The 11,275-nt window shown below is 67.5% G+C and carries 13 protein-coding genes and 1 pseudogene; 5 read left to right on the top strand and 9 right to left on the bottom strand.

What is annotated here, in order from left to right; translation table 11 throughout:
* Nucleotides 1–7: 7 nt before the first annotated feature.
* The 3 genes from GPX89_RS27135 to GPX89_RS27125 all read left to right on the top strand — a co-directional run bounded on the left by GPX89_RS27135 (nt 8) and on the right by GPX89_RS27125 (nt 3,056).
* Nucleotides 8–619, top strand: coding sequence for a TenA family protein (locus GPX89_RS27135; protein ID WP_157390457.1), 612 nt, complete (start codon nt 8–10; stop codon nt 617–619).
* 108 nt (nt 620–727) lie between these two features.
* Entirely contained in the window at nt 728–2,419 is a 1,692-nt protein-coding gene (locus GPX89_RS27130) for an SMI1/KNR4 family protein (protein ID WP_157390456.1), read from the top strand.
* A gap of 34 nt (nt 2,420–2,453) precedes the next feature.
* Nucleotides 2,454–3,056 carry a hypothetical protein gene (locus GPX89_RS27125; RefSeq protein ID WP_157390455.1) on the top strand — a complete coding sequence of 201 codons (603 nt, stop codon included), beginning with the start codon at nt 2,454–2,456 and terminating at the stop codon, nt 3,054–3,056.
* A gap of 71 nt (nt 3,057–3,127) precedes the next feature.
* Here GPX89_RS27125 and GPX89_RS27120 read toward each other — a convergent pair whose 3' ends face one another.
* Complete coding sequence (locus GPX89_RS27120; RefSeq protein ID WP_157390454.1) at nt 3,128–3,907, bottom strand: class I SAM-dependent methyltransferase; 780 nt, start codon at nt 3,905–3,907, stop codon at nt 3,128–3,130.
* Nucleotides 3,908–4,574: 667 nt separating this feature from the next.
* On the opposite strand from GPX89_RS27120, the gene GPX89_RS27115 reads away from it, so the two are divergent.
* Nucleotides 4,575–5,117 (top strand): DinB family protein, encoded by a 543-nt coding sequence (locus tag GPX89_RS27115; protein WP_157390453.1) that lies wholly within the window; start codon nt 4,575–4,577, stop codon nt 5,115–5,117.
* Nucleotides 5,118–5,124: 7 nt separating this feature from the next.
* Here GPX89_RS27115 and GPX89_RS27110 read toward each other — a convergent pair whose 3' ends face one another.
* The 3 genes from GPX89_RS27110 to GPX89_RS27100 are packed head-to-tail and all read right to left on the bottom strand — an operon-like array spanning nt 5,125 to nt 6,666.
* Nucleotides 5,125–5,541, bottom strand: coding sequence for an arsenate reductase ArsC (locus tag GPX89_RS27110; protein ID WP_157390452.1), 417 nt, complete (start codon nt 5,539–5,541; stop codon nt 5,125–5,127).
* Nucleotides 5,542–5,557: 16 nt separating this feature from the next.
* Nucleotides 5,558–6,295, bottom strand: coding sequence for an MIP/aquaporin family protein (locus GPX89_RS27105; protein WP_328602352.1), 738 nt, complete (start codon nt 6,293–6,295; stop codon nt 5,558–5,560).
* Nucleotides 6,292–6,666, bottom strand: a complete 375-nt coding sequence (locus GPX89_RS27100; RefSeq protein ID WP_407939487.1) for an ArsR/SmtB family transcription factor — start codon at nt 6,664–6,666, stop codon at nt 6,292–6,294. Before GPX89_RS27100 ends, GPX89_RS27105 begins: the two co-directional genes overlap by 4 nt.
* Before the next feature lie 118 nt (nt 6,667–6,784).
* On the opposite strand from GPX89_RS27100, the gene arsM reads away from it, so the two are divergent.
* Nucleotides 6,785–7,594, top strand: a complete 810-nt coding sequence (arsM, locus tag GPX89_RS27095; protein WP_157390451.1) for an arsenite methyltransferase — start codon at nt 6,785–6,787, stop codon at nt 7,592–7,594.
* Between the two features lie 47 nt (nt 7,595–7,641).
* Here the strand turns inward: arsM and GPX89_RS27090 are convergent.
* The 5 genes and pseudogenes from GPX89_RS27090 to GPX89_RS27075 all read right to left on the bottom strand — a co-directional run bounded on the left by GPX89_RS27090 (nt 7,642) and on the right by GPX89_RS27075 (nt 11,244).
* Nucleotides 7,642–8,175: pseudogene (locus GPX89_RS27090) on the bottom strand (HD domain-containing protein).
* 30 nt (nt 8,176–8,205) lie between these two features.
* Nucleotides 8,206–8,460 carry a helix-turn-helix domain-containing protein gene (locus tag GPX89_RS45985; RefSeq protein ID WP_328602351.1) on the bottom strand — a complete coding sequence of 85 codons (255 nt, stop codon included), beginning with the start codon at nt 8,458–8,460 and terminating at the stop codon, nt 8,206–8,208.
* A 74-nt stretch (nt 8,461–8,534) separates the two neighbouring features.
* Complete coding sequence (locus tag GPX89_RS45980; protein WP_328602350.1) at nt 8,535–8,873, bottom strand: DJ-1/PfpI family protein; 339 nt, start codon at nt 8,871–8,873, stop codon at nt 8,535–8,537.
* A gap of 4 nt (nt 8,874–8,877) precedes the next feature.
* A complete protein-coding gene (locus GPX89_RS27080) occupies nt 8,878–10,080 on the bottom strand; it encodes a cytochrome P450 (RefSeq protein ID WP_328602349.1) in 1,203 nt (400 codons plus the stop codon).
* Between the two features lie 132 nt (nt 10,081–10,212).
* Nucleotides 10,213–11,244: a polyprenyl synthetase family protein gene (locus tag GPX89_RS27075; RefSeq protein ID WP_157390448.1), complete on the bottom strand. Its 1,032-nt coding sequence runs from the start codon at nt 11,242–11,244 to the stop codon at nt 10,213–10,215.
* Nucleotides 11,245–11,275: the final 31 nt, after the last annotated feature.

Here is an 11,275-nt window from a genome sequence, read left to right as displayed (position 1 = left end):
TTCTCCCATGAGTCTCGCAGCACATCTGGAGCGGCTCGGCCGTCCCTTGATCGAGGAGCAACTCGCGCACCCGACCGTGATGGGTATCGCGAAAGGCGACCTCCCCGAGCCGATATTCCGCTCCTGGCTCGAACAGGACTACCTGTTCCTGCTCGACTTCGTCCGCGTCTTCTCCCGCCTGGCCTGGCAGGCCCCCGCCGCCCACCTCGGCGACCTGGTCGACCTCGCCCACGCCACCTTCCACGACGAAATCGCGCTCCACCGCAGCCTCGCCGCGGAATTCGGCGCCCACCTCGACACCGCCACCAAGGGCGAACCCTGCACCAACTACACCGCCTTCCTCCTGGATTCGGCCGCCAACTACGCCGACGGCCTAGCCGCGCTCTACCCCTGCATGTGGGGCTACTCCACCCTCGGCGCCCACCTCGCCTCGACCCCACCCCCCGACCCGCGCTACCAACGCTGGATCTCCACCTACGCCGACCCCGCCTTCGCCGCCCTGACCGCCCGCTGCGCCCAGATGCTCGACGAAGCAGCAAACAACAACGCGGAGAACCTATTCCTGACCGGCATGCACCACGAACTCGCCTTCTGGGACGTCCCCCTCACCCCCAACTGAACCAGTCCGCTCGCGCTCGAATGCGATCGCGTCGTTCATATTCCGAGCGTGCCATGCCCGCATTACCGAGCGGGCAATGGTGTCAGAGGTGGATGTGATGATCGGGCGATGCACGTTAGCCCCATCGAAGAGTCCTGGCGACGGATCGACTCATGGCTCGCCGCGCATGCGCCGCGTACCTTCTCGTCTCTGCGCCCACCCGCCTCGCAGGAGGCCATCAACGCCGCGGCTACCGAATTGGGGGTGGAGTTCCCTGCGGATCTGGTCGCGTATCTGCGCCACCACGACGGAGTTTCGCCCGGAGAGCGGGGCGTCGTCTCTCCCGAGGAAGGCGGGTTCAGCTTGCCCGGCTATCAGCCCTACACCCTCGCCGAGATCCTCTCCTCGGGTCGGATGCACCACGACCTGTGGGGCCGGCACGGCGAGAACCTGCCATTCGAGGGCTACTGGCACCAGGATTTCGTCACCTTCGCCCGGACTTCCAGCCCGGACGCACTCGTCGTGGACTGCCGCCGGGGTGCGTCGTTCGGCGCGGTAGGCCAATACGAGGAGTCCGAGGGCGTGCGCTTCGGGCACTGGGAAAGCCTCGCGGCCCTCCTGGAACAGGTCGCCGACTCCTTGGAGGGCGGAACGGTCATTACGGTGGGGCTGTCCTACATGCCTGTCGTCGACGACGGAATGCTGCTGTGGGAGTACGTTCCCGAACGGCTGGGCGAGCCTCGGTCCCTGTTCGATCTCGGGCTCGCCGACCCGGTCATCGCCACGCGAGGCCGGACAAGTCCGCACGCCGCACTGAACGAGACCTGGCCCAGCGGTTACGAGAATTTCTGCCTGACCTTCGCGCAGGACTTGGACGAGACCGAACTCCTGCGCCGGTTCGGCGCGTTGCCCGAGACCCGGCGGCCACGGTGGAGGGAGGAAGCGGCAAGTCCGGATCAGCGGCAGCAGCCTCGCGTGCTGCTGCCGGTGGTCCGCGTGGGAACCCACGGCGGTTGGGCATTCGGCATCGAGGAAGGTCTCCATCTGCTCGAGGGCACACGCGACGAGGTGCTGCGCCGTGTGTCCGGTGGCACCCGCGCGGTGTCCCTGAGCTATTGGGCCAATGGCACAACCTCTGTGTCCCTTTTCGATGACGGCGAACTGGTGACGAGGTACGACACCCGACCGCACGTTCCCCATGGCCCGCGCGACCCGTTCGAGGTCTTCCCCGGCCTGCCGACGCCCGTTCCGGAACCCACACCCGAGCAGCGTCGGGAACAGTTGCCGGCGGTATGTGACGCGGTCGTTCGCCGCTGCGGCATCCCCCTGCCACCGCCCGGCCTGGACGGGGAACTCGACAGCGCGCGGATCCTTCCCCTATTGCCGGACAACAACTTCGGCTACCCGGAGGACAACTTCAAGACCCCCGTGCCCGACCGGTTCGCCTCCCTGGTCGACGCCGCGACGCCCGAGCGCCTACGTCGCGTCATCGCCGCACAGATGTCCTCACTGGCGGCCGAGACCGGACTCGACACCTATGCCGAGGTCACCGCCGCACTGTCCCTGCTGAGCGAGCAGGACCACCCCGGCGTCACCGACGATTCCGCTCTCGACCTGCGCCTCCGCCGAGTGCAGGCCGAGTCCCTGGTGATATTCGCCGACTGGAAAGACCGGTCCCTCTGGCAGGACCGCGCCATGGCCGCCCGCGCCCTGGCCGACGCGCTCAACCTCCCGGCCAGGGAAGCCCTGGGCTTGGTCGTAGGACTGCGCCAGAACCCCCATTGGCGCAAGGAGTTTCGTCAGCAGTTGACCGACGACTGATTCCAATACCATCCTTGGAGGGACGATGACCGGCATGCCTGTAACGACGCTGTACGACTACCAACTCGCCATGCTGCACCCGATGTGTACAAGCGCACCGGCGCAAGCCGCCGAGCTGCTCGATCGAATCGGCGCGACGCGTAGCGACACCGCGATTTCCGAGAATCGATGGTTCTACGGTCACGCCATCAACCGGTTCTGCTCGATAGCCGAATACGTAACAGCCTGGGGTGCACCGGATTCGAGCCGAGTCGTCCGCAATGGCGATCACGAGACCCGATATGCGGGATGGGACCTGCCGTTCTGGCCCGGCCTGCAGCTCGAGTTCATGGAATTCTCGAATCACCTACGTCCGTTCAAGAGTCTTGTTCGCAGACACGACGCCCCACAGGTTCGGGCATCGGTCGCCGATCTGACTCCCTGGTCCTGCACTGTCGGCGAGTTCCATGACGGGACTCTCGGGCCGACCACCGCTGTCGATGGATTCGGCGGGGTCGGGTATCTCGCTGCTGTCCGGGAACTCGACCCCGACTCGGGGGCTGATCGAATCTATTGGGCGCACTTCGATCACGGCCTGTTGCAGTACGTCGAGCCGGCGCCCGAGGCATATATCTGGGAGCCCACGCAGAACCTCTGAAATCACACGCCACCCGTGGGCGCTGGCCGAGAGCGAGCCGGCGCGAGCCATTGGTCGGACGGCGACGGCGGTTACAGCCGACGGGTGCGCAGCACGCCGGTCAGCATTGGGAGTGAGAATTCGCCGCGGGAGGTTTCCGGCCTGCTCGAAAGAAATTCGCGGATACGGCTGAGCGTGGCCTCTCGTTCCCGCTCGGGCATGACCAATATGCCTGCGCGTGTGGCAATTGTCGCGACAAGGGTGTCGGCGGTGCGACGCTGCGAGTGGGCGAACTCCCTCTGTTCGGGCGAACCGAACCGAGCAACGGCACTCGAGCCAGGCAAGTGCATCCCAACTGTTGCGGTCCGCCAACTGCTGAGCGTATCCCGCGGACCGATAGCCGCTCTCCCGCTGACCCGTTCGAGCGCGGCAACCCAGCCGATCCGGTCATCCATCACATTCCACAAACCTGCCAGAACCCCGCCTGATGCGAGGACCCTGGCGATCTCCGGTCCGGCGACAGCCATGTCGAACCAGTGCATAGCGTTTCCGGCGACCACCGCATCGACAGAGGCGTCCGGCAACGGTATCGACTCGGCGCTCCCCGAGAAACTTCGAACCGCTGGTAGCGCGCGGCGCAGCTCGGCCAGCATCGCGGGGTCCGGCTCGACGGCGACGACATCGACGCCCAACCCGAGTAGCGTGCCGGTGAGTTTGCCCGTGCCGGCGCCGAGGTCCAGCACTCGCGGGCCAGGCGCAGATCCCAACACCCAGCGTGCCGCGGTCGGCGCGTAATCGGGCCGATGCTCCGCGTAGGCCGCCGCCGCTGTGCCGAACGACGAAGAGTGCCGTTGCCGCACACCCCGTTCCATGCGTTCACCTTAGCTTCGGTCCACGTAAGGAATCGTCCGATCACCGGCAAGGCGAAGCATTCGCAAGTCGACAATGGGCCTGAACGTACACTGAGGCACCGGAATTGGTGGAAATCCGCCTTCCGGAACCGAATTGTGCACGAATAAACCCATCGCACCGAACTCGGCTACTTGGACACTTGGTGGCAGCGCCGGGTCCCGGCCCGGATTCGGTCCAGGTACCCGATGGCATGTTCGAGACGGCGGGGGAGCAGAGGCGCGCCCGCACCGGCCGCGAACCGGTTCAGCCCCAGTGGGCCGTCTCAGTCGACCTGCCGAGACAGCAGCCAATCCAGGTTGTGGTCGGGGTTGGCCAGGAAGCCGTCCAGGCTGGTAGCGGTGTGGTAGACGGTCTTGAAGGTCATGTCATCCTCTCTGGTGCAGCCATTTGATGGGATCGCCGTCTCCGATTTCGGTTCCGGCGATGGATAACTCGGTGCGCAGCCAATTATGACAAGTGGCCGACTGGCCGACTCCACGGTAATCGCTGATTCCGTCATGGGTTCCTCCCTTGGGACCGCAGTGTTGATCCTAGAATTCGATTGGCCCGCAGAGAATCCGATCAACAGCCGGAGAGAGTGAAGTCACTCTCGCAGGACGCGATCGATACTGGAATCGAGGTGCGGCGATGTCAGGGGTCAACGGCGAGCGGGAAGAGCTGGCGGCCGATCTGGAGCGGGCGCGGGCGGATTTTCACCATCTGCTGGCCGCCACCGGCGCGGAGGAGTGGGGTGCGCCGACGAACGGCACGCGCTGGACCAACGAGGAGCTGCTGTTCCATATGGTGTTCGGGTACATGATCGTGCAGCGGCTGCTGCCGCTCATGTGGCTGTTCGGCCGGTTGCCGGCGGGGATCGGCACCGCGCACGCGAGGGCGCTCAATGCGGCGACCCGACCGTTCGACGTGATCAACTTCTACGGTTCGAGAGCGGCTGCGCGCGTGTACAACCGACGTCGGATGGGCCGGAAGATGGACCGGGTCGTCGCCTCCCTGCAACGCTCGCTCGAGAGGAAGTCCGACGCGGAACTCGCTCGGGGCATGGCCTACCCGTCGCGCTGGGATCCGTACTTCCGGAACTACATGACTTTCGCGGACCTGTACCGATATCCGGGGCGGCATTACGACCATCACCGGAAACAGTTGACCATCAGCGGTATTCGCGAAGCGTGAGCTGGACCTACGGGTGATCGACGGGCAGTAGTTCGGCGATGAGTTGTGTTACCCGCGTGCGGATTTCATCGCGAATAGGTCGCACGGCGGCGACGTCCTTGCCCGCCGGATCGTCCAGTTTCCAGTCCCGGTAGTCGACGCCGGGGAAGTAGGGGCAGGTGTCGCCGCACCCCATGGTGATGACGACCGTGGAGCTCTCCACGCTGTCGGGGGTGAGGATCTTGGGCGTCTGAGCCGTGATGTCGATGCCGAGCTCGGCCATCGCCGCCACCGCCGCCGCGTTGATGGTGTCGGCGGGCGCGGTCCCGGCGGAACGGACTTCGATCCGGTCCCCGGCGAGAGCCGCGAGAAAGCCCTGAGCCATTTGAGAGCGCCCGGCATTGTGGACGCAGACGAACAACACGCTGGGCTTGGGGGAAGGCATTGTGGGCGTCGGCCTTTCAGTCGGCGGTGCCGGGATGCGGGACGACCACCTCGTCGGCGGCCGCGGGTGCGGTGGGGTAGCAGATGGCGACGAGCCCCAGCCCGAGCAGTGCTCCGAGGAGCTGTGCGGCAATGAATCCGGGCGCGGAAGCCGGTGCGATCCCGGCGAAGCTGTCGGTGAAGATGCGGCCGACGGTGACCGCGGGATTGGCGAAGCTGGTGGAGCTGGTGAACCAGTACGCGGCCCCGATCCAGGCGGCGACCGCCAGTGGGGCGAGGGCGGCCCGGCCGGTGCGGGCCAAGGTGAAGATGAGGGCGATAAGCCCTGCGGTGGCGACGATTTCGCCGATGAGGTGTCCGCTGTCGACGCGGTGGTGTGTCGAGATCTGAGCGGCGGCCTGATCGAACATGACGTTGGCCAGGACCGCTCCGGCGATCGCCCCGAACGTCTGCGCCGCGCTGTAGGCGGCCGCTTCGACGCCGGACAATCCCGTGCCGGTGCGGCGTCCGGCGAGCCAATCGGCCAGGGAGACAGCCGGATTGAAGTGCGCGCCGGACACCGGCCCGAAAAGCAGGATGAGTGTGGCGAGGCCGAACACGGTCGCGGTGGAGTTCTCCAGCAACTGGATGCCGATGTCGTCGGGGGAGAGCCGCTGAGCGGCGATACCGGAGCCGACGACGACCGCGACCAGGAGGGCGGTCCCGACCGCCTCGGCCGTCAGCCGCCGCGCCAGCTGTGTGGTCGCGGCGTTCACGCGGTGGCCGCGGCGGTCAGGCCCGTGGGGGTCAGCACGTCGGAAAGCCGTTGCAGTGCTTCGGGAACGACCCGGTAGTACACCCACGTGCCACGCCGCTCGGAGGTGAGCAGTCCGGCCTCGCGCAGCACCTTGAGATGGTGGGAGATGGTCGGCTGGGACAGATCGAAGGCGGGCGTGAGTTCACACACGCACACCTCTTCCCCTCCGGCGGCGGCGATCAGCGAGAGCAACCGCAGCCGGACCGGGTCGCCCAGCGCCTTGAACGTGGCCGCCAGCGCGGCCGCCGCCTCGGGTTCCAGCGCTGAGGTCACCGTGGTAGCGCAGCATCCGGTGGTGGAGGCGATCACCGGTAGTTCCTGTTTCGACACCGGTCAATATTGACAGATATCGAATCAACGCGCCACACTGTGCATCGACAGTTATCGATACAACCCGGTCGGCGGGCTGTAAGCCTCTGCCTCCGGTGCTCGAGAGGAAGTGGATTCCATGTCGGATCAGACCAACGAACTGCGTGAGACCGTGCGCGAACGGTACGCGGCGGCCGCCGTCGCGGTGGCTTCCGGCGGAACCGCCGAGGACTGCTGCGGCGGCACCGACTGCTGTGCCACCGGGGCGATCGACCTCGACGAGAACTTCGGCGCGAGCCTCTACGGCACCGGAGACCGCGACCAACTCCCGATCCAGGCCGTCGCGGCCTCCCTCGGCTGCGGCAACCCGACCGCCGTCGCCGACCTGCGCGAAGGGGAAACCGTCCTCGACCTCGGTTCGGGCGGCGGCATCGACGTCCTGCTCTCCGCCCGCCGAGTCGGCCCTACGGGCAAGGCCTACGGCCTGGACATGACCGACGAAATGCTGACCCTCGCCCGCGAGAACGCGGCCAAGGCCGCCGTCACCAATGTCGAGTTCATCAAAGGCGGCATCGAGGCGATCCCGCTGCCCGACAACAGCATCGACGTCGTCATCTCCAACTGCGTGATCAACCTGTCCACCGACAAGCCGGCGGTGTTCGCGGAAATGGCGCGGGTGCTGGCGCCGGGCGGCCGCATCGGAATCGCCGATGTCGTCGCCGACGACACTCTGACCGTCGCCGAGCGCGCAGAGCGCGGCGACTACGTCGGCTGCATCGCGGGAGCGCTGTCGTTCGCCGAATACCGCAACCATCTGGAAGCGGCCGGATTCGTCGAGATCGACATCACCCCAACCCATTCCGTCGCCGACGGCATGCACTCCGCGATCATCAAGGCCACCCGGCCGGAAGCCGATCGTGCCTGTTGCGGCAGCGACTGCTGCTCGTAACCGCGAAGGGTCGTCGCACCCGGCGCACGACCCGGTGACCGAGCGGGCTATTCCGGCCAGGCGCTGGAGCGGATGATTTCGACGAAATCTCTGCGGACGAAGGCTGGGTCGAAGTGGGCCAGGACATCGTCGTCCATGGTGCCGAAGGTGGTGTCGGGGCGGTCGACCATACCCTGGTGGAAGGCGTGCAGGATGCGGTTCTTGAAGTCGGGACGCGGTTGGGCGGCAACGACTTCGGCGCGCTGTGTAGGGCGATGGCGAGCCACACATCGCGGGCCTGGCTCTCGGGGACGGCCGTGCTCGCGGAGGAAGGTGCGGGCGGCTTCGGCCCCGTCCAGTTCGAAGCGGCGGTCCACTGTGGCATGGGACGCGGTCAGGCCGAGGTTGTGGAAGAGCGCTCCCACATAGGCCAGCTCCAGGTCGACCTCCAGGCCGCGCGCCGCGGCTTTCAAAGCACCCCAGAGGAATACGCGCCGCGAGTGATGGAAGAGCGTGCCGTCGGCCGCCTGTCGGACGAAGTCGGTGGCGTCGCGGACGAGGGCTGTCTCGGGGATAGTGATTCCGGCGATGGTTTCGGACATGACTCCACCGTTGTGCGGCGAGCGCTGCGGTCATACCGCGTAAACCGACGACTGCCCCACAGATGTGGACGCGGTGGTGCCGAACCGGGCTCGATACTGGCTCGGCGAGACGCCGAAGCGGGCGACGAAGGTGCGGCGCATGGTCTCCGAGCTGCCGAACCCGGCCCGGCGCGCCGCCTTGGCGACGCCGTGCCCCGCGTCGAGCAGCGCCTTCGCGTGATCGAGCCGCACCTGTTCGACGAATTTTGTTGGCGTGGTGTGCAGTTCGTCGGTGAACAAGCGCACGAGACGGCGCGGGCTCATATCGACGCGGGCCGCCAGCGATCGGGTGCTGTGGTCGAGCGCGAGCTGCGCCGAGATCAGGTCGACGACGGTCCGGATGATCGGTGCGCGCGGCGGCCGGATATCCAGGGGCGCGGAGAACTGGGATTGCCCGCCCCCGGCACCGGCGCGCCGACCAGGACATCGCCACCGGTGACGATGACGGTGTCCGGCTCGCGCACGTCGGCCGCCGCGCCGTCCACCGGCAGCCGGATACCCACCGAGGTGAGAACCGGCGCACCGGAAGGCGATACGTACTCGAGCGCGTAGTCGGCCCCGAACTTCCCGGCCTCCGCGAACACCTCGGCGGGTCCCGCGGCGTCGAGCATCGTCACGCCGTCGAAGACCACGAATACGACACGTCGGGCATCGGTCACCGATCTACCATGCCACCGGCAGGCTCTTCGGGCCGCGCAGCAGCATGCCGGTCTTCCATTCGATCTGCTCGGCGGGGACCGCCAGGCGCAGGGTCGGGAAGCGGCGGAGCAGGGCGGTGAGGGCGACCTGGAGTTCGAGGCGGGCGAGTTGGGCGCCGATGCAGTGGTGGAAGCCGTGACCGAAGGCCAAGTGCGAGTTGTGATGCCGGTCCAGGTCCAGGGTGTGCGGGTCGGGGAAGGCCGATTCGTCGCGGTTGGCGGCCTGGAGGTCGACGAAGACGGCCTCGCCCGCACGGATGAGGGTGCCGGAGAGTTCGACGTCCTCGGTCGCGATGCGCGGGAACGCGCCGCCGTTGCCGAGCTGGATGTAGCGCAGCAGTTCCTCGATGGCCGCCGGGACCTGTTCCGGATCCTCGCGCAGGCGTTCCCACGCACCGGGATTGGTGAGCAGGGCGTAGGTGAAATTGGAGATCTGGTTGGCCGTGGTCTCGTGCCCGGCGACCAGCAGGGTCAGGCCGAGGGTGACCAGTTCGTCCTCGGTCAGCCGGTCCTCGTTGTCGCGGGCCGCCACCAGCGCGCCCAGCAGATCGTCGGTCGGCTCGGCGCGCCGGGCCGCGACCTGCTCGGTGAGATAACCGATGATCGCGCCGTAGGCGGCCATCCGCTCCTCGTCGCTGACCGCGGTGGTGGACATGACCGCGTCGGAGAAATCCCGGAAGCGATGCTGATCCCGCGCGGGCACCCCGAGCATTTCGCAGATCACGGTCACGGGGACCGGAAGCGCCAGGGCCGTCACCAGATCGGCGGATGAACCGGATTCGGCCATGGCCGTCACCAGCTCTTCGACGATCTCCTCGGCCCGCGGCCGCAACTCCTGCACGCGGCGCGCGGTGAAGGCGGTCATCGTCAGCTTGCGGACCCGGGTCAACTCCGGCGGATCCATACTGGTCAGCACGTTCGGCAGCGCCGGAGTCTCGCGGACGCGCGGCACATCCTCCCGGCCCACGGTCGCGCCCCGGCTGAACCGCGGATCACTGAGCACCGACCGCACATCGGCATAGCGGGTGACCAGCCACGCCTCGCCGCCGAAGGGCAATCGCACCCGCGAAATCGGCTCCTCGCGTTGCAGCTGCGCCAGCTGCGGATACGGATCCAGCCGAACCGGATCGCCGAACGGATAGCGGCGGACTTCGGTATGCGTGGCCACGCGGTACTCCTTCTCCCCGGAAGTGACCGTTGCAGAGTAGAAGTGCAACACGTTCTCGTCAAAAGATCGATTTCCCTTACCGGGAACGGCAATTCGTGCATCGGCTTCCGGCGGCGCGCGCCTGAGGGCGGGCTACCGGTCACGGTGCACGATCGCGTCCACCAGCACCAGCAGATCACCGGCCGCCGCACGATCGGGCAGGGCGGCGAGTGCGGCCGAGACGCGATCGTCGGCGATGCGCAGCACCTCGGTTCGTGCGCCGGTGGCCTCGATCAGGCGGGTGGCGCGTTCGACATCGGCGGCGGTGAGCGGTCTCCCGCGGCGATACAGGGCCGACAGCTCCTGTCCCGCAGCGGTCTTCGAGCTCATCGCCGCGACCACCGGCATCGACTGCTTGCGGCGGGCGAGGTCATTGCCGACCGGCTTGCCCGTGATCGCGGGATCGCCCCAGATGCCGAGCAGGTCGTCGGCGAGCTGACAGGCGATGCCCAGTTCCCGGCCGAAGGTGTCCATCGCCGCCACGGTCGTGGGATCGGCGCGCGCGGCCAATGCGCCCAGCGCGCACGAGGTTCCGAACAGCGAACCGGTCTTGGCGACCGCCATCGCCGCGTACTCGGCGACATCCACACCGGTGCGGCGCTCGAAGTCGCAATCCTGATGCTGCCCGACCGAGATGTCGATCACCGTCGCCTCCACCCGCACCGCCGCGCCGATCGCCAGCTGCGCCGGAAGCCGCGAAACCAGTTGCGCCACCGCGCAGGCGTGCATGGCGTCCCCGAGCGTGATCGCGGCCGGAACACCCCACCGGCTCCAGACGGTCTCGCGGCCGCGCCGTAATCGATCACCGTCGATCACATCGTCGTGCAGCAGCGTGAAGTTGTGGATCAGCTCCACCGCCGCACCGGGCGCGGCGGCGTGTGTCGCGTCGCCGCACGCGGCCGCGGCGGCCAGCACCAGCGCGGGGCGCAACATCTTTCCGGCCGCGCCCGTTTCCGGGCCGCCCTCGGTGTTCCACCACCCCAGGTGGTATCCGGCCATGCGCCGCATCGGTTCCGGCAGGGCGTCGACGGCCTCCCGCATGACCGGCACGACCGCCGCGCGCGCCCCGGCGAGCAATTCGGCGGCCGAGGGTGCGACCGGTGGCCTCCCGGCAGGATTCGTCATGTCGTGCCTCGGTTTTCGCGCGAGCGGACCG

This window comes from Nocardia terrae, from assembly GCF_009760405.1.
GTDB lineage: Bacteria > Actinomycetota > Actinomycetes > Mycobacteriales > Mycobacteriaceae > Nocardia > Nocardia terrae.
This window is presented reverse-complemented; position numbering and strand designations above follow the sequence as displayed.

Bases quoted from the DNA above. Each gene is read 5' to 3' on its own strand.
- GPX89_RS27135 (WP_157390457.1), top strand. From the start codon at position 8: ATGAGTCTCGCAGCACATCTGGAGCGGCTCGGCCGTCCCTTGATCGAG.
- GPX89_RS27130 (WP_157390456.1), top strand. From the start codon at position 728: ATGCACGTTAGCCCCATCGAAGAGTCCTGGCGACGGATCGACTCATGG.
- GPX89_RS27125 (WP_157390455.1), top strand. From the start codon at position 2,454: ATGCCTGTAACGACGCTGTACGACTACCAACTCGCCATGCTGCACCCG.
- GPX89_RS27120 (WP_157390454.1), bottom strand. From the start codon at position 3,907: ATGGAACGGGGTGTGCGGCAACGGCACTCTTCGTCGTTCGGCACAGCG.
- GPX89_RS27115 (WP_157390453.1), top strand. From the start codon at position 4,575: ATGTCAGGGGTCAACGGCGAGCGGGAAGAGCTGGCGGCCGATCTGGAG.
- GPX89_RS27110 (WP_157390452.1), bottom strand. From the start codon at position 5,541: ATGCCTTCCCCCAAGCCCAGCGTGTTGTTCGTCTGCGTCCACAATGCC.
- arsM (WP_157390451.1), top strand. From the start codon at position 6,785: ATGTCGGATCAGACCAACGAACTGCGTGAGACCGTGCGCGAACGGTAC.
- GPX89_RS27075 (WP_157390448.1), bottom strand. From the start codon at position 11,244: ATGACGAATCCTGCCGGGAGGCCACCGGTCGCACCCTCGGCCGCCGAA.